Raw genomic sequence first — 20,449 nt, 5'->3', positions numbered from 1 at the left:
GCCCGTCAGTCGGCTGTCGGGGGCGGCGAAGGTTTGTCGGCAAGCTGGTCGGCCAGGCGCACGAAGGCAGCCAGATCGAGTTGTTCGGGCCGCAGACTGCCATCGACGCCGGCGGCCTCGATTTCGGCGCTGCTCAGCAACTGTTTGAGGGTGTTGCGCAGGGTCTTGCGACGCTGATTGAAGGCTTCGCGCACGACGCGCTCCAGCAGGCGGTGATCCTTGGCCGGATGCGGCAGTACCGCGTGGGGGACGAGGCGCACGATGGCCGAGTCGACCTTTGGCGGCGGGTTGAATGCACCTGGACCGACGTTGAACAGATGTTCGACCCGGCAATGGTACTGAACCATGATCGACAGACGACCCCAGTCACCACCACCTGGACCGGCAGCCAGACGCTCAACGACTTCCTTCTGCAGCATGAAGTGCATGTCACGAATGATCGCGGCATTGTTCAGCAGGTGGAAAATCAGCGGTGTGGAAATGTTGTACGGCAGGTTGCCGACCACACGCAGGCTGTTCGGTGCTGCGTTGAGGCTGTTGAAGTCGAACTTCAGGGCATCGCCCTGATGCAGGTTGAAATTGCTCTTGCCGGCAAACTGCTGGTTGAGGATCGGGATCAGGTCCTTGTCCAGTTCCACGACGTCCAGCTGCGCGCCGGAATTGAGGATGCCGGCGGTCAGTGCGCCCTGGCCCGGTCCGATTTCCAGCATGCGGTCACCGGATTTGGCATTGATGGAGCGCAGGATGCGGTCGATGACGCCGGCATCGTGCAGAAAGTTCTGGCCAAAGCGTTTGCGCGCCTTGTGTTGGTATTGCTCGGTCATAAACGGGTCTCGGCCATCTGGTAGGCGGTTTCCAGGGCGACTTGCAGACTGCCGGTGTCGATCTTGCCGCTGCCGGCCAGATCCAGGGCGGTGCCATGGTCGACGGAGGTGCGGATGATCGGCAGGCCCAGGGTCACGTTGACCGCTGCGCCGAAGCCTTTGTACTTGAGCACGGGCAGGCCCTGGTCGTGGTACATCGCCAGCACCGCATCGCAGTGCTCCAGATATTTGGGGGTAAACAGAGTGTCGGCAGGCAGCGGGCCACGAAGGTCCATGCCCTCGCCGCGCAGGCGCTCCAATGTCGGTTCGATGATGTCGATTTCTTCATGGCCCAGGTGTCCGCCTTCACCGGCGTGCGGGTTGAGCCCGCAGACCAGGATGCGCGGCCGGGCGATGCCGAATTTGTCTTGCAGATCGGCGTGCAGAATCCGTGTGACCCGCTCCAGTCGCTCCGGTGTGATTGCATCGGCGATGTCGCGCAGGGGCAGGTGAGTGGTCACCAGTGCCACGCGCAAACCGCGGGTAGCGAGCATCATCACCACTTGGGCGGTATGGGTCAGGTCGGCGAGGAATTCCGTGTGGCCGGAAAAGGCGATGCCGGACTCATTGATCACGCCCTTGTGCACCGGGGCGGTAATCATCCCGGCGAAGTCGCCGTTCAGGCAGCCGTTGCCGGCGCGAGTCAGGGTTTCGAGGACGAAAGCGGCATTGGCCTTGTCCAGTTGTCCCGCGACCACCGGAGCGCTGAGTGGGGTATCCCAGACATAAAGGCTGTTGGCCGGCGCCGGTACGTCCGGCCAGTGATCGGGCGAGACGGGCACCAGACTGACGGCCAGCCCCAGCTGCGTGGCCCGCTTCTGGAGCAGGTCACGGCTGGTGATGGCGATCAGAGGGTGTGGCTGGGCTTGCGAGGCGAGCAGCAGGCACAGGTCGGGACCGATGCCGGCCGGCTCGCCGGGTGTCAGCGCAAAACGCTTGGGTTTCACTGCGCTGCCTGGTCTGCGCCAGGGAGTTTGATTTCTACGTACGCTTCGTCACGGATCTGACGCAGCCAGGTCTGCAGCTCCTCGTCGTACTTGCGGTTACGCAATACGGTCATCGCTTGCTGCTCGCGAGCCTGTTCGGTGCTGTCGGTGGCGCGACGGCCAAGGACTTCCAGAACGTGCCAGCCGTACGGGGTCTTGAACGGCTTGGACAGCTCACCCTGCGGGGACTTGGCCATCACGGCGCGGAATTCCGGTACCAGTGCGTTCGGGTCGATCCAGTTCAGGTCGCCGCCGTTGAGCGCGGAGCCCGGGTCTTCCGAGTATTTTTTCGCCAGTTCAGCGAAATCTTCACCGGCTTCGATGCGGTTATACAGCGACTGGGCCAGTTCCCGGGTCTTGGCTTCGTCGCGGACCGGACTTGGCTTGACCAGGATGTGACGCACATGCACTTCGTCGCGCATCTGGCTTTCGCCGCCGCGTTTTTCCAGCAGTTTCAGGATGATGAAACCACCCGGAGTGCGTGCCGGTTGAGTAATGTCGCCCGGCGACATTCTGCTCAGCTCGCGATCGAACGGTGGTGGCAGTTGAGCGGCTTTACGCCAGCCCATGTCGCCGCCCTCGAGGGCGTTGTCGCTGCCGGACCTGGCAACGGCCAACTGACCGAAGTCGGCGCCCTGCTTGAGTTGCTGATAAACCTCCATCGCCTGACGAGCGGCGCTCTGAATCGCTTCGGAGCTGGCGCTTTCCGGGGTAGGAATCAGGATGTTGGCCAGGTGCAGTTCTTCGGACAGCTGCATCTTGCCCAGGTCGGAAGCGAGGAAGTTTTTCACTTCCTGTTCCGATACCTGAATGCGCTCGGCAACACGACGCTGACGCACACGGCTGATGATCATTTCACGACGAATCTGTTCGCGGGCATCCTCGTAGGAGAGACCGTCGCGGGACAGGGCAGCGCGGAACTGGTCCACCGTCATGTTGTTGCGCTGGGCAATGGTGCCGACAGCCTGATTCAGCTCTTCATCGGTGATGCGGATACCGGAGCGCTCGCCGATCTGCAGTTGCAGGTTTTCGACGATCAGGCGCTCGAGCACCTGTTGATCCAGCACGCCCGGAGGCGGCAAACCGCCGCCACGCTTGGCGATGGTCTGCTGAACTTCGTGGACGCGTTGATCCAGCTGGCTCTGCATGACCACGTCGTTGTCGACGATGGCCACCACTTTATCGATGGACTGTACCGCGGCGTTGGCCGCGGTACCCAGGAACAGCGCGCCCAGCATCAGCGGGCGCAGACAATCAGAAAGCTTGGTCTTCACGTTGACGATAACCTTGGATGCCTTTGTCGAGGAAGCTCTCTACCTTGGCGCCGGTGAGGCCGCCGAGTCCCTTCAGAACAATTTGGAGGAAGACGCCGTGGTCGCCTTTTTCGTTTTCCGGGGCGTTCTGACTGAATTCGTCATAGCTGACCCAGTAACGGTTGATCAGGCGCAGTTTCCAGCAGCAGTTGTCGTATTCGAAACCACCGAAGGCTTCCAGCGTGCGATTGCGGTTGTAGTCATATTGCCAGCGGCTGATGGCGCTCCACTGCGGAACGATCGGCCAGATGACCGAGAAATCATGCTGCTGGATTTTGTAGTAGTCCTTCACGTAGCCAGGCTGGCCCGGGGTGCCGTAATCACCGCCACCCACCGCCCACTTACCGGTGTTCTGGTCGTAACGGACCTGGTCGTTGCGATAGCGATAGCCGACGTTGACCACCTTGTTCGGGTTGTCTTCAGGCTGGTAGTGGAACATCGCGCTGCCGGAACGCGGGCTGCGGCTGTCCGGATCCCAGTTGTAGTCGGCAGTGGTGCGCCAGTCGCGGTTCCAGCGGTACTCGTATTCCAGAGCATAGGGCGATACGTCGGACTGGGCGTCCTTGCGATCCTTGAACGCGATACCCGGCAGTTGTACTTCACGATCCTTGAAGTAATAAGCCTGACCGATGCTGATGCGTTGACGCTCGAAACCGTCGTCTTCGATCCAGCGACTGGTCACGCCCAGCGACAGCTTGTTCTCGTCGCCGACGCGGTCGGAGCCGGAGAAACGGTTGTCGCGGAACAGCGAGGCATAGTTGAAGGTGTATTCACTGGTATCGAATACCGGAATGTCCTCCTGGTCCACCTTCGGAACATAGAGGTAGAACAGACGCGGCTCCAGGGTCTGGCGGTAATTCTTGCCAAAGTAGGAGGTGTTGCGGTCGAAGTACAGGCCACCGTCAACGCTGGCGATGGGGACGCCGCGATTCTGGTTGCTGTCGAACTTGCCGAAGAGTTTCTGGTTCTCCGGCGACAACGCCGCGATATCCGACTTGCCTTTGCCGTCCAGATCTAGTTGATACTGGGTGTACTGGTACTTCAGCGACGGCTTCAGGAAGCCATAGGTCCAGTTCATCGGCAGGCTGACGCCTGGTTTCAGATTCAGACGGTCGCCATTGGCACGAGCGAGGCCGAACACGTTGTTGTCGAGGCGACGCTCGATAGTGCCGTCTTCATTTACGAAGTCACCGCTTTTCAGATCACGATCAAACCGCACAATCTCGGTCTCGTAATCGAAGTTCAGGCCTTCCGGGTGATACGGCAGCTGACCGTTGAAGGTGATCTGCGGCAGACGGTCATACGGCGTGATGTTCGACACAGTCGCCAGCTGGTACGCCTGGGCGTTCAAGCGGGCGGTGTAGCTGTCGCCACGATAGGTGACCGAGCCTTGCTGGTTCACGTAGTCGGCGCTCTTCACACCGATCTGGTCGGTGGTCAGGTCCTGGAAGTAGTACGGATCGCTGATCTTGGTGTAGTCAACCTGGGTGAACACGCGGGAGTCCAGGCCACCCTTGTGTTGCCAGTTGTACATGTAGCGATTCTTTTCGTAATCGGTCTGCTTGCTGCGATCGGTGTCTTCGTCGTTGAGGTACGCGGCGCCGAACTGACCTTCGCTGGACTTGGTCAGGTAGCGGAATTCGCCTTCCATCAACAGGCCGCGCTTGCTCATGTAGCGTGGATACAACGTGGCGTCGTAGTTCGGTGCCAGGTTGAAGTAGTACGGGGTCACCAGCATGAAGCCGGTGTCGCTGCCGGTGCCGATGGTCGGCGGCAGGAAACCCGACTGACGACGGTCGTCGATCGGGAAGTAGATGTACGGGGTGTACAGGATCGGAATGTCCTTGACCCGCAGCGTCACGTTGGTCGCGGTACCGAAGCCGGTGGCAGGGTTCAGGGTGATGTTGTTGCCCTTGAGCTGCCAGGCGTTGCTGTTCGGTTCGCACGTGGTGTACGTGCCGTCCTTCAGGCGGATGATCGCGTTTTCGGCACGCTTGGCGTACAGCGCGTTACCGCGGATGCGCGATTTGTGCATCACGTATTCGGCGTTGTCGACTTTCGCTTCACCGGTGTCGAGCTGCACATCGGCATGGTCGCCGACGATCAGCGCACCGTTGTCGCGGATGCGCACGTCGCCCTTGAGTTCGGCGCGGCTCTCGGCCTGATAGAGGCTCGCTTCCTGGGACTCGACCTGCATGCTGCCCTGACGCAGAACCACGTCACCGGCCAGCGTACCGACCTGATCTTCGGTGTTGTAGCGCGAGGCTTTCGCGCCGATAAAGGTCGGGGCGTCACTTTTATTCGTCTTGTCATTCATGCCAGGACGAATCGGTTCGATATAGGAACCAGAGCAGTAAGGACCGGTTTCGGCCAACTGGGCGGCAGTGAGCTTCTCGCGCGGAACCCAGTCGAGGTGACTGTAGTCTTCGCTACGGGATTTCAGGCCTCGGCCCTTGGCTTCGGTAACCAGCACGGGCTTGGGCCCGGAGTCCGAAACCGTACCGTTCTCGGCCGGCGCTGCACCGGTGGCGCTGACGGCGCTGCCGTCATGCACCGGACGCGGGGGCAATGCCGCCGTCGGGGTTTTCGGCGAGCAGGCCCAGCCGCCCGTAGGCGAGACGGCGCAGTCATACTGCTCGGCGGCCACAACGAACGAACTGGCCAGAGGTTGCATAGCCAGCAGACTGCCGGTTACCAACAACGGAAATTTTTTACGAAACGCGGGGGATTTCAATGCCATCTTATTAGTCCGGGCTTCCTGCGTGCCATCTGCCCGCGGTGTGGGCCGCACGCCTCTCGATGGTCTGAAAAAGATGCTGGATAATAAAGCATGACCCGCTTGACGGCTAGCGCCGTCGGAGACCCTTGCAATGCCTGACCAAGATGTACGCTTGCAACACCTGAAAGTTTGGCTCGACGAGCAGTTGGCGATCCTTTTCGCCACTCAGGGCTGGGGTGCAGTTCCCCCGGCCACATTGACTGCAGCCAGCAGCGACGCGAGTTTCCGCCGTTATTTCCGTTGGGAAGGTGACGGTCGCAGTTTCATCGTGATGGACGCGCCACCCCCCCAGGAAAACTGCAAACCGTTCGTGGATATCGCCTTTTTGCTGGCGAAATCCGGTATCAACGTGCCGAAAATTTATGCAGAAGATCTCGATCGCGGGTTTCTTTTGCTCAATGACCTGGGCAACAAGACCTACCTCGACGTGATCGACAGCGAAAATGCCGACGCATTGTTCAGCGATGCCCTGCAGGCGTTGCTGGCGTTTCAGCAGTTGCCGATGGTGGCGCCGTTGCCGAGCTATGACGTCGCATTGCTGCGTCGCGAGCTGGAATTGTTCCCCGAGTGGTACGTGAAGCGCGAGCTGGGCATCGAGTTCGATGCCAGCCAGCAGCAACAATGGCAACAAGTCAGCGATCTGCTGATCGACAGCGCACTGGCCCAGCCGAAGGTGCTGGTTCACCGCGACTATATGCCGCGCAATTTGATGATCAGCGAGCCGAACCCCGGCGTGCTGGACTTCCAGGACGCGGTGTATGGCCCGGTGACTTACGACGTGACGTGTCTGTTCAAGGATGCGTTCCTCAGCTGGCCTGAAGAGCGTGTGCACGGCTGGCTCGAAAGCTACTGGCAGCAGGCGACGGCGCTGAATATTCCGGTCCAGCCGGATTTCGAAGACTTCCTGCGCGCCAGCGACCTGATGGGCGTGCAGCGCCATTTGAAGGTCATCGGTATTTTCGCCCGCATCTGCCATCGTGATGGCAAACCACGTTACCTCGGTGATGTACCCCGTTTCTTCTCCTATATGGAAACCGTGATCGCCCGCCGTCCGGAGCTGGCGCCACTGCAGTCGCTGCTGGTCAGCCTGCGCGCCGGAGTGACGGCATGAAGGCAATGATTCTGGCGGCGGGCAAGGGCGAGCGCATGCGTCCGCTGACCCTCACCACTCCCAAACCGCTGGTGCGTGCCGCGGGCGTGCCGTTGATCGAATATCACCTGCGCGCCCTCGCGGCGGCAGGTTTCAGCGAAATCGTGATCAACCATGCCTGGCTCGGCCAGCAGATCGAAGATTACCTGGGTGACGGCTCGCAATTTGGTCTGAGTATCCGTTACTCCCCCGAAGGCGAACCGCTGGAAACCGGTGGCGGTATCTTTCGCGCGCTGCCGCTGCTCGGTGATGAAGCCTTCCTGGTGGTCAACGGTGATATCTGGACCGATTACGACTTCAGCGTCTTGCACCAGCCAATCAACGGGCTGGCGCATCTGGTGCTGGCGGACAACCCGGCCCATCACCCGGCCGGCGACTTCAGACTGGTCGGCGACCAGGTACAGGACGGCCAACCGGACTCGGCGACCCTGACCTACAGCGGCATCGCCGTGCTGCACCCGCAACTGTTCGACGGCTGCACGGACGGCGCCTTCAAACTGGCGCCGTTGCTGCGCAAGGCCATGGCGGACGGGCAGGTCAGCGGTGAGCGACTGAAAGGTCGGTGGGTCGATGTCGGCACGCACGAGCGTCTGGCTGAAGCCGAATCCTTGATAGAAGCGAGTCGCTGACATGTTGTGGCCAGGGACTCTGATTGGAGCCGGAGCGGGATTTGCAATCGCCAGCATTCCGGGGGCCATGCTTGGGGCTTTGTTGGGACAGGCGCTGGATCGGCGCCTTCATCTGCAGAGCTGGGGGCATTTGCGGGAAAAACTCGGCGGCCAGCCGATGCTGCGCAACGACGAGTTGTTGTTCGTCTTGCTCGGGCGTCTGGCCAAGAGCGACGGGCGGGTCACCGACGGGCATATCCAGCAGGCGCGTCAGGAGATGCGCGCGCTGGACATGAGCGAGCCGGCGCAGCGCCGGGCCATTGCCGCATTCAATCGTGGCAAGTCCGGCGGTGATCGCCTGCGTGGTTATCTGCGACGTCTGAGTGCTCAACCCCATGCCGCCGAAGGGGTGTTGCGTGCCTGCTGGCGGATGGTCTGGGCCGATGGTCGGGCCGGTAGCAGCGAGCGCGAACTGTTGGCGCAGTGGGGCAAATGGCTGGGCTGGACGACTCATCAGATTCAGGCGCTGGCGGCGGATTACGAACCGCACAAGCGTCCGATCGTCAGCGCAGCGGTCAGTTATCAGGAAGCGATGCGTCTGCTTGGCGTGTCGGCAACCAGCGAACCGGCGCAGATCAAGCGCGCCTATCGCCGCCTGCTCAGTCGTCATCATCCGGACAAGATCGCCGGCACCGGGGCGACACCGGCGCAAGTGCTTGAGGCGACCGAAAAGACCCGCGAATTGCACAATGCCTACACATTGATTCGCGAACGGCGGGATTTCCGCTAGATGAAAAAAAGATCGCAGCCCGGGCTGCGATCTTTTTTTATGCTGATTCAGTCAGGATTCTGCGGATTCAACCAGCCGCGCACGCGACGGAACAGTTGCTCCTGCTCGGCCTTGTTGTCGGGCAAGGCCTTGAGCGCCACCTGGCTGAACGCCGAGGTCTTCAAGCGCTTGCTAGCCTGCAGGCGCTCCAGCGCGGCGTTGCGGTCCAGCGGCTTGTCCATATAGAAGATGTCGGCGGTCGGCAGCTTCAGCAATGGCGTCAGTTCCGCCAGTTCAGGCTTGGCCTTGGGTGGCATCTGCGCGGCAACCATCAGCAGTTTTTCCACTTGTGCGGTCTGTTTTTCGTTCAGGAAACGCGCTGCCCAGTAGGCGCCGGTACCGTGCCCGAGGACCACGATACTGCGCGCACCCTGCTGTTCGGCGTAGCCGATCGCGGCGTCGATGCGGGCGAAGATTCGTTCGGCGTCGGCCTTGGACTGTTCTTCGGCGGTTTCGGCAACGACCTTGTCGGCCACCTCCGCTTCACCGCCGGCGGCCTGCTCGATCGGTTCGGCGGTGGTCGAGTCCTTGCTGCCCGCATCGGCGCTTTTTGCAGCCACGGGGGCCTCGACTGCGCGAGGTGCAATGGTATCGCTTTGCACATCAGGCAAGGTGATACTCAGGGTGTTCCAGTGTGCGTCCGGCAGCTTGCGACGCAGCGGACCGACAGCCTGAGGCCAGTCAGCGGTTTCGCCGACACCGGGGACGATGATCACGGCGCCTTTTGGGTCGGCGGTGTTGGCCGGTTTCCACAGCGCGAGAAAGGTGTCGCTGCCGGCCTGCAACTGTTGCTGTTCCTGGGTCGGGACTTTGCGTTCGAGTGCCGAGGCCTCTTCCTGACTACGCTCAAGCAGCGGCTGGCGTTCGACCGGTTTCTCTTCAGCTGGCTTTTCAGCGGCGGGGGCGGGCGCCGGATCGGCGGCTTCGACGGAAAACGCACAAGGCAGGATCAGCGACAGGCACAATGCCGGCATTGCCAGGCGGGAGACAGGGAGCATCGGTTATTCCAGGCCAGAAAGTATCCCGGCAGCCTAAAGGGTTGATCAGAATTTGTCAGGTGATGAGATTTCAATGATGCGTTTTTGCTGCCTGTGGGTTATCGGCTGTCTGGCGTTTCCCTTGATGGGGTGGGCGGCGCCAGCGCCTGCGAGCCATGTTGCACAGTTGTCTGCGAGCGAACGGCAATGGCTGGCGCAACATGCTGAATTGCGCGTCGGAGTGATTCTGCAGGCACCGTACGCGCAATACGACCGGCGTCTGCAGCGGCTGTCCGGGGCCAATGTCGAGTTGATGAAATGGATGGCCAAGGCCCTCGACATCGAACTGAGCTGGCGCAATTTTCCCGATCTGGAGCAGCTTGAAGCCGCGGCCCGGGAGGGTGAAATCGATATCGCCCCGGGCCTGACCCAGACGCCGGGCGGGCTGCGCCTCTGGCAGTTTTCCGACCCTTATATGCGTGTGCCGCAACTGGTGGTCAGCGACCAGAAAGCCAGCAGCTCGGTAGAACTGGAAAAGCTCGACAGCCAGGCTCGGGTTGCGGTGCGCATGCCCAGTGCCACCGCCGATTACTTGCGCGGAAACTATCCCCATCTCAATCTGCAAGGCGTGCCGCTGGAGCGCCAGGCCTTGCAGCTGTTGCTGAGCCAGCAGGCGTCCTATGCAGTGGTGGATGAGGCGCAACTGGGGCGTCTGTCGACAGAGCCTGAGTTTGCCGGGTTGGTGGTGGTGGGCGATATCGGGTTGCCGCAACTGCTGCGGGTCGCCACCCGTCGCGACTGGCCGCAGCTGGCCGGTATTGTCGAAAGTGCCTTGCGGGCGATCCCGGCGAAAGATCTTGAACGTCTGCACACGCAATGGCTGCAACCCAAGTACCCGCGGCTTTCGGAGTCGCCGGGGTTCTGGCAGAACCTGAGCCTGTTGTTCGCTGTGTTGCTGCTCAGTTGTGCGGCGATTGTTTTCTGGCAGCGGCGTCAGCAACGCAGCCTCGAACAACGCCTGCTCGCTGCCCGGGACGACATCGCCCTGCGCGCTGCGAGTGAAGAAGCTCTGCGTCTGACCCAGTTTTCCATCGATCAGAGCACCGTCGGCATTCTCTGGGTCAACTGGGACAGCCACGTGCGTTACGCCAACCGCGCAGCGGAACAGATGCTAGGTTATCCACAAGGCGCACTGATCGAGCGGCCGCTGATCGACTTCGAACCCGGCCTGCACATGGATCGCTGGCTCAATTTGTGGAAGCGCGCCCGGGCCAGCGAGGAAGGTCCGCTGAGCTTTGAAACCAGTTGTGTGCGGGCCGATGGCAGTGTTTTGCCAGCGGATGTGTCCCTGAGTTTCCTGCGCTTTCGCGAAAGCGAATATCTGGTGGTTTACCTCACCGACGTGACCGAACGCCGACGCGCCCTGGCGGCGTTGCAGGAAAGCGAGGCGCGCCTGCAAGGCATCGCCGCCAACGTGCCGGGGCTGGTGTTCCGTCTGGAACGGGCGCCGGTGACCGGACAGATCGACTTTGCCTACATCAGCGAGGGCAGCGAGAGTCTGGTCGGCTACGCGCCGGCGGTCATTGCCCATCGAGACATGGGGCTGCGCAGCCTGGTGCATCCGGACGACAAGGCCGGTTATCACCAGACTCAGGATCACGCGCTGGATACCGACAGCGACTGGTCGTGGCAGGGACGAATCCTGACGCGCCAGGGCGAGCAGCGCTGGGCCGAGATCAAGGCCATCACCCGGCGACTGGAGGACGGCGCTTGCGTCTGGGACGGTATCGTCTGGGACATCACCGAAAGCAAACGCATCGAACTGGAACTGGCGGCATCGCGCGAACAGTTGCGCGAACTGTCGGCGCACCTCGAAAGCGTGCGGGAAGAGGAGAAGGCGCGCATCGCCCGCGAGGTTCACGATGAGTTGGGGCAGATGCTGACGGTGCTGAAACTGGAGACATCGATGTGCGAACTGGCCTACGCACAACTCGATCCAGGTCTGAACGAACGCCTGAGCAGCATGAAGCGCCTGATCGCCCAGTTGTTTCAGCTGGTGCGCGATGTGGCGACGGCGTTGCGCCCGCCGATCCTCGATGCCGGCATCGCCTCGGCGATCGAGTGGCAGGCCCGGCGTTTCGAGGCGCGCACGCAGATTCCGTGTCTGGTGCAGGTGCCGGAGACTTTGCCGCCCCTAAGCGACGCCAAAGCCATCGGCCTGTTCCGCATCCTCCAGGAGGCGCTGACCAACGTCATGCGCCATGCCCGGGCGCATACTGTGGAACTGACGCTGACGCTCGAAGGCGCCGATTTGTGTCTGACAGTCAGCGATGATGGCGTAGGATTTGTCGCCGCTGCGGGCAGGCCGACATCCTTTGGACTGGTGGGCATGCGCGAGCGGGTGTTGATCATGGGCGGGCAGTTGTCACTCGACAGCGCGCCGGGCGAGGGCACCACACTGAGCGTGCGGGTGCCACTGGATGAGGAGAAGTAAGTGATCCGTGTACTGGTAGCCGAAGACCACACCATCGTTCGCGAAGGCATCAAGCAATTGATCGGCCTGGCCAGGGATCTGCAAGTGGCGGGGGAGGCGAGCAACGGCGAGCAATTGCTCGAAACCCTGCGCAACATGCCGTGCGAAGTGGTGCTGCTGGATATTTCCATGCCGGGGGTCAACGGGCTGGAAGCCATCCCGCGCATTCGTGCGCTGAACAATCCGCCGGCGATTCTGGTGCTGTCGATGCATGACGAAGCTCAGATGGCCGCCCGAGCCCTGAAGGTCGGCGCCGCCGGTTATGCGACCAAGGACAGCGATCCGGCATTGCTGCTGACAGCAATCCGCAAGGTGGCAGCAGGCGGGCGCTATATCGACCCGGAACTGGCCGATCGCATGGTCTTCGAAGTCGGCCTGACCGATACGCGACCGCTGCATTCGTTGTTGTCGGAGCGCGAATTCTCGGTGTTCGAACGCCTGGCCCAGGGCGCCAACGTCAACGACATCGCCCAGCAACTCGCCCTGAGCAGCAAGACCATCAGCACGCACAAGGCGCGGCTGATGCAGAAACTCAACATCACCTCACTCGCCGAACTGGTGAAGTACGCAATGGAACACAAGCTCCTCTGAACCACACCTCTATCCACTGTGGGAGCGAGCTTGCTCGCGAAGAGGCCGTGTCAGACAGAAAAGATGGCGACTGACACACCGCTTTCGCGAGCAAGCTCGCTCCCTCAGGTTTCTTCATCGAACCTGCGATATTGGGCATATCCATAAGCGACAGGCGCTTTTGCTTGTTCTTGCGGCTTGCAGCTCAACACTCGCAACTGCTCTATCTATTAGCGCCATCCTTGTAGGGCAATCCCTACCCCCGAGCTTCCATCCGGCTGAGGCGATTCTCTCCTGCGCCCCGATTTGCGTGACTGCAAGCAGCCACTAGGCTTATTCCCACAGCAGTCATCAATAACAAGGGTGTGGGTATGAGCCAGGTCGATTCAAACGCAGGGGCCAGCGATGTGCTGGTCAGCTTTCGTGGAGTGCAGAAGAGCTACGACGGCGAGAACCTGATTGTCAAAGACCTCAACCTGGACATCCGCAAGGGCGAATTCCTCACCTTGCTCGGGCCGTCCGGCTCCGGCAAGACCACCAGCCTGATGATGCTCGCCGGTTTCGAAACGCCAACCGCCGGTGAAATCCTCCTGGCCGGACGGGCGATCAATAACGTGCCGCCGCACAAGCGCGACATTGGCATGGTGTTCCAGAACTACGCGCTTTTTCCGCACATGACCGTGGCCGAGAACCTGGCGTTCCCGCTGACCGTGCGTGGCCTGAACAAGAGCGACGTCAGCGACAAGGTCAAGAAAGTCCTGAGCATGGTCCAGCTCGACGCCTTTGCTTCGCGCTACCCGGCGCAACTGTCCGGCGGCCAGCAACAGCGTGTGGCACTGGCCCGCGCGCTGGTGTTCGAACCGCAACTGGTGCTGATGGATGAACCGCTCGGCGCTCTCGACAAGCAACTGCGCGAACACATGCAGATGGAAATCAAACACCTGCACCAGCGCCTCGGCGTGACCGTGGTCTACGTGACCCACGACCAGGGCGAGGCCCTGACCATGTCCGACCGCGTCGCCGTGTTCCACCAGGGCGAAATCCAGCAGATCGCCCCACCGCGCACTCTTTACGAAGAACCGAAAAACACTTTCGTCGCCAACTTCATCGGCGAGAACAACCGCCTCAACGGTCGCCTGCTCAGCCAGAACGGCGAGCGCTGCGTGGTCGAGCTGGGGCGCGGGGAAAAGGTAGAGGCGCTGGCGGTCAACATCGGCCGGACCGGAGAGCCGGTCACCCTGTCGATCCGTCCCGAGCGCGTCAGCCTCAACGGTTCGAGCGATCAATGCGTCAACCGCTTTTCCGGGCGGGTGGCCGAATTCATCTATCTGGGCGACCACGTCCGGGTACGCCTGGAAGTCTGCGGCAAGACCGACTTCTTCGTGAAACAACCGATTGCCGAGCTCGATCCAGCGCTCGCGGTCGGCGACGTGGTTCCGCTTGGCTGGCAGGTCGAGCACGTTCGCGCGCTCGATCCACTTCTAGAGGCGCACTAAAACGCCCCGCAATACCAACACCAATCCTGCACGTGGAGAGAACAATAAATGTTGAGATCCCTGAAGTTCACAGCCCTGACCCTGGGCCTGATGGGTGCGGCAAGCGCAATGGCCGCCGGCCCGGATCTGACCGTGGTGTCGTTTGGCGGGGCGAACAAGGCGGCGCAAGTCAAAGCCTTCTACGCACCGTGGGAAGCGGCGGGCAACGGCAAGATCGTCGCCGGCGAGTACAACGGTGAGATGGCCAAGGTCAAAGCCATGGTCGATACCAAGAGCGTGTCCTGGGATCTGGTGGAGGTTGAATCGCCGGAACTCTCCCGTGGTTGCGACGAAGACATGTTCGAACAGCTCGATCCTGCGCTGTTCGGCAAGACCGAAGACTACGTCAAGGGCGCGATCCAGCCGTGCGGCGTGGGCTTCTTCGTGTGGTCGACCGTGTTGGCCTACAACGCCGACAAGCTGAAAACCGCACCGACCAGCTGGGCGGATTTCTGGGACACCAAAAAATTCCCGGGCAAGCGCGGCCTGCGCAAAGGCGCCAAGTACACCCTCGAATTCGCCCTGATGGCCGACGGCGTTGCGCCGAAGGACGTCTACAAGGAATTGGCCAGCAAGAACGGTCAGGACCGCGCCTTCAAGAAACTGGATGAACTGAAACCGAACATCCAGTGGTGGGAAGCCGGCGCCCAGCCGCCGCAGTACCTCGCGTCGGGTGACGTGGTCATGAGCTCGGCCTACAACGGCCGTATCGCTGCGGTGCAGAAAGAATCCAACCTGAAAGTGGTGTGGAACGGCGGCATCTATGACTTCGACGCCTGGGCCATCCCGAAAGGCCTGGACAAGGCGCGTGCCGAAGCAGCGAAAAAGTTCATCGCGTTTTCGGTGCAGCCACAGCAACAGAAGACCTACTCGGAAAACATCGCCTACGGCCCGGCCAATTCCCAGGCTGTGCCATTGCTGGACAAGGCGATTCTCAAAGACATGCCGACCACTCCGGAAAACATCGCCAACCAGGTGCAGATCGACGTCAGCTTCTGGGCTGACAACGGTGAGCAACTGGAGCAGCGTTTCAACGCCTGGGCTGCGAAGTAACCCAAAACTCCAACTTCGGGAGTGGACTGTTGTGGCGAGGGAGCTTGCTCCCGCCAGGGTGCGAAGCACTCACGAGTATCCCAGGGCTGCTGTGCAGCCCAGCGGGAGCAAGCTCCCTCGCCACACAAGCCAATTCCCACAGGTTGCATGAATCAGAAAGTACGATTTGCGGAGTACGTCATGGCTATCGCCGTTCCCCTGAACGAGGGCAACAGCCCCACCTTGAAGCAGCGGCTCAAGCACGCCGAGCGGGTCAACCGCTGGAAAGCCCAGGCGCTGATCGCGCCACTGGTGCTGTTTCTGTTGCTGGTGTTCCTGGTGCCGATCGTGGCGCTGCTCTACAAAAGCGTCGGCAACCCGGAAGTAGTGGGCGGCATGCCACGCACCGTGGCGGCCATTGCCAGTTGGGATGGTCGCGGATTGCCCGCTGAGCCGGTCTACAAGGCCGCCGGCGAAGACCTCGCCGAAGCCCGCAAAAACCAGACTCTGGGCGATCTGTCCAAACGCCTGAACATGGAGTTGGCCGGCTATCGCAGCCTGCTGACCAAAACCGCCCGTTCGCTGCCATTCGCCAGTGAACCGGCCTCTTATAAAGAAGCGCTGGAAGGTCTCGACGAACGCTGGGGCGATCCGGCCTATTGGCAGGCCGTTAAGCGCAACACCAGCAGCATCACCCCTTTTTATCTGCTGGCGGCGGTGGATCATCGCATCGACGACCTCGGCGAACTGGCCCCGGCCACACCGGATCAGGCGATCTACCTCGACATCTTCGCCCGGACCTTCTGGATGGGCCTGATCATCACCGTGATCTGCCTGGTGCTTGCCTATCCGCTGGCGTACCTGCTGGCCAATCTGCCGTCGCGTCAAAGCAACCTGTTGATGATTCTGGTGCTGCTGCCGTTCTGGACTTCGATCCTGGTGCGAGTTGCCGCGTGGATCGTGTTGCTGCAATCCGGCGGCTTGATCAACAGCGCGCTGATGGCGATGGGCATCATCGATAAGCCGCTGGAGCTGGTGTTCAACCGCACCGGGGTCTACATCTCGATGGTGCACATCCTGCTGCCGTTCATGATCCTGCCGATCTACAGCGTGATGAAAGGCATCTCGCCGACCTACATGCGCGCCGCGATTTCCCTGGGGTGCCATCCGTTCGCCAGTTTCTGGCGGGTGTATTTCCCGCAGACCTATGCCGGTGTCGGTGCCGGTTGCCTGTTGGTGTTCATCCTCGCCATCGGCTACTACATCACCCCGGCGCTGCTGGGCAGCCCGAACGATCAGATGGTCAGTTATTTCGTCGCGTTCTACACCAATACCAGCATCAACTGGGGCATGGCCACAGCACTCGGCGGCTTGTTGCTGCTGGCGACCGTGGTGCTTTATCTGATCTACAGCTGGCTGGTGGGCGCCAGTCGCCTGCGCCTGGGTTAAGGGGAATTTGAAATGCTGAGTCCTTATATGTCGCCCGTCGAGCGGGCGTGGTTCTACAGCCTGCGGATCCTCTGCGGCCTGATCCTGTTGTTCCTGATTCTGCCGGTGCTGGTGATCGTGCCGCTGTCGTTCAACTCGGGCAGTTTCCTGGTGTACCCGTTGCAGGGCTTTTCGCTGCACTGGTATCAGGACTTCTTCGCCTCGGCGGAATGGATGCGCTCGCTGAAGAACAGCATCATCGTCGCTCCGGCGGCGACCGTGCTGGCGATGCTGTTCGGCACACTGGCGGCCATCGGTCTGACCCGTGGCGATTTTCCCGGCAAGGCACTGGTGATGGCGCTGGTGATTTCCCCGATGGTAGTGCCAGTGGTGATCATCGGTGTGGCCAGCTACCTGTTTTTCGCGCCGCTGGGGCTGGGCAACAGTTTCTTTTCGTTGATCGTGGTGCACGCGGTGCTCGGTGTGCCCTTCGTGATCATCACGGTGTCGGCGACCTTGCAGGGCTTCAATCACAACCTGGTGCGGGCGGCGGCCAGCCTCGGCGCTTCGCCATTGGTGACGTTCCGTCGGGTGACCTTGCCGCTGATTGCGCCGGGGGTGATTTCCGGTGCGCTGTTTGCCTTTGCGACCTCGTTCGATGAAGTGGTGGTGACGCTGTTCCTTGCCGGCCCCGAGCAGGCAACGTTGCCACGGCAGATGTTCAGCGGGATTCGCGAGAACCTGAGTCCGACAATTGCAGCGGCGGCGACGCTGTTGATCGCGTTCTCGGTGATTCTGTTGCTGACGCTGGAGTGGTTGCGTGGGCGGAGTGAAAAACTGCGCACTGCCCAGGTTTGAACCCGGCTCGATAACCTGTGGGAGCGAGCCTGCTCGCGATGACGGACTGACATGCACTGATGATGTCGACTGAACCTCCGCTTTCGCGAGCAGGCTCGCTCCCACAAAGGTGAGTCATTCATGCGCTGAATGCCAGACAACCCCGATTCCCCAGCTACGCTTGTGCTCAGCTCCCACATCTATAAGAGGCTGCGCACGATGAGTCTTTCCTCCTTCAAGATCGCTCACAAACTGATCACCGGCGCCGGGGCCATCGAGCAACTGGCGGCCGAGCTCACGCGGCTGGACATCGATAACCCGCTGATCGTCACCGATGCCGCGCTGGTCAAGTCCGGCACGGTGGCGCTGGCGCTGGCACAGATCGGCGAGCGCGAATACGAAATCTTCGACCGGGTGCTGCCGGATCCGGAAATCGCCATCGTCGAAGATTGCATGCGCGTCTATCGCGAAGGCGGGCATGACGGGCTGATCGGCCTCGGCGGCGGCAGTGCCATCGACATTGCCAAAAGTGTTACCGCCTATGCCGGTTATCACGGCGCGCTGGAAGATCTGTTCGGCGTCGATCAGGTGCCGCGCAAAGGCCCACCGCTGATTGCCATTCCGACCACGGCCGGCACCGGTTCCGAGGTAACCAACGTGGCGATTCTTTCGGACAAGGTCGCCCAGTTGAAGAAAGGCATCGTCAGCGACTATCTGTTACCTGACGTGGCGCTGGTCAGTCCGCAAATGACCCTGACCTGCCCGCGCAGCGTCACCGCTGCCAGTGGCGTCGATGCGCTGGTGCATGCCATCGAGTCCTACCTGTCGCTGAACGCCTCGCCGATCACCGATTCGCTGGCCATCGGCGCAATCAGATTGATCGCCCGATCCTTGCCCAAGGCCTACGCCAATCCATCCAACCTGCAGGCCCGGGAAGATATGGCCACCGCCAGCCTGATGGCCGGCATGGCGTTCGGCAATGCCGGGGTCGGCGCGGTGCATGCACTGGCGTATCCGCTGGGCGGGCGTTTCAACATTGCCCATGGCGTGAGCAATGCGCTGTTGCTGCCGTATGTCATGACCTGGAACAAGATGGCCTGCGTCGAACGGATGCAGGATATCGCCGAAGCCATGGGGGTGAAGACCGCTCATCTGAGTCTCAATGAAGCGGCAGACAGTGCCGTCGCGGCGATGGCCGAGCTGTGTGCAGCGGTGGAAATCCCGCAGGGTCTGCGCAGTTTCGGCGTACCCGAAGACGCGATCCCGGCCATGGCGGTAGAAGCCGCGGGAATCGAGCGCCTGATGCGCAACAACCCGCGCAAGCTCAGCGCTGCCGATATCGAGAAGATCTACCGGGCGGCGTACTGAGAACCCGCCGGTCATCGGTCATGGCACAACCCAATCATCGCGGTCACGGTGCGCGCGCGGAAACTTGAGGTATACAATGCGCGCCATCGTGATTTAGCTCAGAAAAGGTGCGTCATGCAGCCCTTCCTTATTGCCCCGTCGATTCTTTCCGCCGACTTCGCCCGCCTGGGCGAGGAAGTGGACAACGTTCTGGCCGCCGGTGCCGACATCGTTCACTTCGATGTCATGGACAACCACTACGTACCGAACCTCACCATCGGCCCGATGGTCTGTGCCGCGCTGCGCAAGTACGGCATCACCGCGCCGATCGACGCGCACCTGATGGTCAGCCCGGTGGATCGCATCGTCGGTGACTTCATCGAGGCCGGCGCCACCTATATCACCTTCCACCCGGAAGCCACGCTGCACGTCGATCGTTCGCTGCAACTGATCCGTGAAGGTGGCTGCAAATCCGGCCTGGTGTTCAACCCGGCGACCCCTCTGGACGTGCTCAAGTACGTGATCGACAAGGTCGACATGGTCTTGCTGATGAGCGTCAACCCGGGCTTCGGCGGGCAGAAGTTCATCCCCGGTACCCTCGACAAGCTGCGCGAAGCCCGCGCGATCATCGATGCCTCGGGCCGTGACATCCGCCTGGAAATCGACGGCGGCGTCAACGTCAACAATATCCGTGAAATCGCTGCTGCCGGCGCCGACACCTTTGTGGCCGGCTCGGCGATCTTCAATGCGCCGAACTATCAGGAAGTCATCGACAAGATGCGTTCCGAACTGGCGCTGGCCCGCCCATGAGTGGATTCGAGCAGCTGTTCCCGGGGCAACTGCCAAGGCTGGTGATGTTCGATCTGGATGGCACGCTGATCGATTCGGTACCCGACCTGGCGGCGGCGGTGGATAACATGCTGCTCTCCCTCGGGCGCAAGCCTGCCGGTATCGAATCCGTACGCGAATGGGTCGGCAACGGCGCGCCGGTGCTGGTGCGCCGCGCCTTGGCCGGCGGCATCGACCATTCCGCCGTGGATGACGTCGAAGCCGAGCATGCACTGGAGGTGTTCATGCAAGCCTACGGCGCCAGCCATGAGCTGACCGTGGTCTATCCCGGCGTGCGCGATACCCTGAAATGGCTGCACAAGCAGGGTGTGGCCATGGCGCTGATTACCAACAAACCGGAGCGTTTCGTCGCGCCGTTGCTGGATCAGATGAAGATCGGCCGCTACTTCAAGTGGATCATCGGCGGCGATACCCTGCCGCAGAAGAAACCCGATCCGGCGGCGCTGTTCTTTGTCATGAAGATGTCCGGCATTCCGGCCTCGCAATCGCTGTTCGTCGGCGACTCGCGCAGCGACGTGCTGGCGGCGAAAGCGGCGGGGGTCAAATGTGTCGCGCTCAGTTATGGCTACAACCATGGCCGGCCGATTGCCGAGGAATCCCCGGCGCTGGTGATCGACGATCTGCGCAAGCTAATTCCCGGTTGCCTGGATACGGCCGCTGAGATAACGTTGCCCGACGCTTCTCAATCCCCTTCTGGAAACGCCATCGTGGTGGTTACCCGCAAACTCTGGATGAAAGTCATCAAGGCCCTGGCCCGCTGGCGTTGGCGCGCCTGACTTGTTCCTGGCCGGCCTGCCGGCGCGTTTGCATACC

General features: G+C 61.4%; 17 protein-coding genes. 12 read left to right on the top strand and 5 right to left on the bottom strand.

Annotation, left to right across the window (positions count from 1 at the left end; translation table 11 throughout):
• Positions 1-5: 5 nt before the first annotated feature.
• Genes rsmA through ACK6BI_RS15410 form a run of 4 tightly spaced genes read right to left on the bottom strand, consistent with a single transcriptional unit; the run spans position 6 to position 5,902 of the window.
• Positions 6-824, bottom strand: a complete 819-nt coding sequence (rsmA, locus tag ACK6BI_RS15425) for a 16S rRNA (adenine(1518)-N(6)/adenine(1519)-N(6))-dimethyltransferase RsmA (protein ID WP_409317737.1) — start codon at positions 822-824, stop codon at positions 6-8.
• Positions 821-1,810, bottom strand: coding sequence for a 4-hydroxythreonine-4-phosphate dehydrogenase PdxA (pdxA, locus tag ACK6BI_RS15420; RefSeq protein WP_409317736.1), 990 nt, complete (start codon positions 1,808-1,810; stop codon positions 821-823). The genes rsmA and pdxA overlap by 4 nt, the downstream gene beginning before the upstream one ends.
• Positions 1,807-3,123 carry a peptidylprolyl isomerase SurA gene (surA, locus tag ACK6BI_RS15415; protein ID WP_141676575.1) on the bottom strand — a complete coding sequence of 439 codons (1,317 nt, stop codon included), beginning with the start codon at positions 3,121-3,123 and terminating at the stop codon, positions 1,807-1,809. Before surA ends, pdxA begins: the two co-directional genes overlap by 4 nt.
• A complete protein-coding gene (locus tag ACK6BI_RS15410) occupies positions 3,104-5,902 on the bottom strand; it encodes an LPS-assembly protein LptD (protein ID WP_409317735.1) in 2,799 nt (932 codons plus the stop codon). The genes surA and ACK6BI_RS15410 overlap by 20 nt, the downstream gene beginning before the upstream one ends.
• Before the next feature lie 130 nt (positions 5,903-6,032).
• Between ACK6BI_RS15410 and ACK6BI_RS15405 the strand changes: the two genes are divergently transcribed.
• Genes ACK6BI_RS15405 through ACK6BI_RS15395 form a run of 3 tightly spaced genes read left to right on the top strand, consistent with a single transcriptional unit; the run spans position 6,033 to position 8,489 of the window.
• Entirely contained in the window at positions 6,033-7,052 is a 1,020-nt protein-coding gene (locus ACK6BI_RS15405) for an aminoglycoside phosphotransferase family protein (RefSeq protein WP_409317734.1), read from the top strand.
• The gene (murU, locus tag ACK6BI_RS15400; RefSeq protein ID WP_409317733.1) at positions 7,049-7,720 is read left to right on the top strand and encodes an N-acetylmuramate alpha-1-phosphate uridylyltransferase MurU; all 672 of its coding nucleotides are present in this window, start codon (positions 7,049-7,051) and stop codon (positions 7,718-7,720) included. Before ACK6BI_RS15405 ends, murU begins: the two co-directional genes overlap by 4 nt.
• Position 7,721: 1 nt before the next feature.
• Positions 7,722-8,489 carry a TerB family tellurite resistance protein gene (locus ACK6BI_RS15395; RefSeq protein ID WP_065259142.1) on the top strand — a complete coding sequence of 256 codons (768 nt, stop codon included), beginning with the start codon at positions 7,722-7,724 and terminating at the stop codon, positions 8,487-8,489.
• Between the two features lie 47 nt (positions 8,490-8,536).
• Here the strand turns inward: ACK6BI_RS15395 and ACK6BI_RS15390 are convergent, their stop codons facing one another.
• On the bottom strand, positions 8,537-9,526 hold the full coding sequence (locus ACK6BI_RS15390) for an alpha/beta hydrolase family protein (protein WP_409317732.1): 990 nt from the start codon (positions 9,524-9,526) through the stop codon (positions 8,537-8,539).
• 73 nt (positions 9,527-9,599) lie between these two features.
• Between ACK6BI_RS15390 and ACK6BI_RS15385 the strand changes: the two genes are divergently transcribed.
• From ACK6BI_RS15385 to ACK6BI_RS15345, 9 genes are all read left to right on the top strand, one after another.
• Positions 9,600-11,999 (top strand): PAS domain S-box protein, encoded by a 2,400-nt coding sequence (locus ACK6BI_RS15385; RefSeq protein WP_409317731.1) that lies wholly within the window; start codon positions 9,600-9,602, stop codon positions 11,997-11,999.
• On the top strand, positions 12,000-12,629 hold the full coding sequence (locus ACK6BI_RS15380) for a response regulator (RefSeq protein ID WP_409317730.1): 630 nt from the start codon (positions 12,000-12,002) through the stop codon (positions 12,627-12,629).
• A gap of 350 nt (positions 12,630-12,979) precedes the next feature.
• Entirely contained in the window at positions 12,980-14,104 is a 1,125-nt protein-coding gene (locus tag ACK6BI_RS15375; RefSeq protein WP_409317729.1) for an ABC transporter ATP-binding protein, read from the top strand.
• A 48-nt stretch (positions 14,105-14,152) separates the two neighbouring features.
• On the top strand, positions 14,153-15,196 hold the full coding sequence (locus tag ACK6BI_RS15370; RefSeq protein WP_085709228.1) for an ABC transporter substrate-binding protein: 1,044 nt from the start codon (positions 14,153-14,155) through the stop codon (positions 15,194-15,196).
• A gap of 180 nt (positions 15,197-15,376) precedes the next feature.
• Positions 15,377-16,624 carry an ABC transporter permease gene (locus ACK6BI_RS15365; RefSeq protein ID WP_409317728.1) on the top strand — a complete coding sequence of 416 codons (1,248 nt, stop codon included), beginning with the start codon at positions 15,377-15,379 and terminating at the stop codon, positions 16,622-16,624.
• 12 nt (positions 16,625-16,636) lie between these two features.
• On the top strand, positions 16,637-17,461 hold the full coding sequence (locus ACK6BI_RS15360; protein ID WP_409317727.1) for an ABC transporter permease: 825 nt from the start codon (positions 16,637-16,639) through the stop codon (positions 17,459-17,461).
• 198 nt (positions 17,462-17,659) lie between these two features.
• Positions 17,660-18,808: an iron-containing alcohol dehydrogenase gene (locus ACK6BI_RS15355; RefSeq protein ID WP_409317726.1), complete on the top strand. Its 1,149-nt coding sequence runs from the start codon at positions 17,660-17,662 to the stop codon at positions 18,806-18,808.
• Positions 18,809-18,922: 114 nt separating this feature from the next.
• The gene (gene rpe / locus ACK6BI_RS15350; RefSeq protein ID WP_260521225.1) at positions 18,923-19,597 is read left to right on the top strand and encodes a ribulose-phosphate 3-epimerase; all 675 of its coding nucleotides are present in this window, start codon (positions 18,923-18,925) and stop codon (positions 19,595-19,597) included.
• Positions 19,594-20,412, top strand: a complete 819-nt coding sequence (locus ACK6BI_RS15345) for a phosphoglycolate phosphatase (RefSeq protein ID WP_409317725.1) — start codon at positions 19,594-19,596, stop codon at positions 20,410-20,412. The genes rpe and ACK6BI_RS15345 overlap by 4 nt, the downstream gene beginning before the upstream one ends.
• Positions 20,413-20,449 lie beyond the last annotated feature (37 nt).

The organism is Pseudomonas sp. KCJK9016, assembly GCF_046231795.1.
Lineage (GTDB): Bacteria > Pseudomonadota > Gammaproteobacteria > Pseudomonadales > Pseudomonadaceae > Aquipseudomonas > Aquipseudomonas bananamidigenes.
Note: the sequence above shows the minus strand (reverse complement) of the source record. Positions and strands in the feature narration are given on the sequence as shown.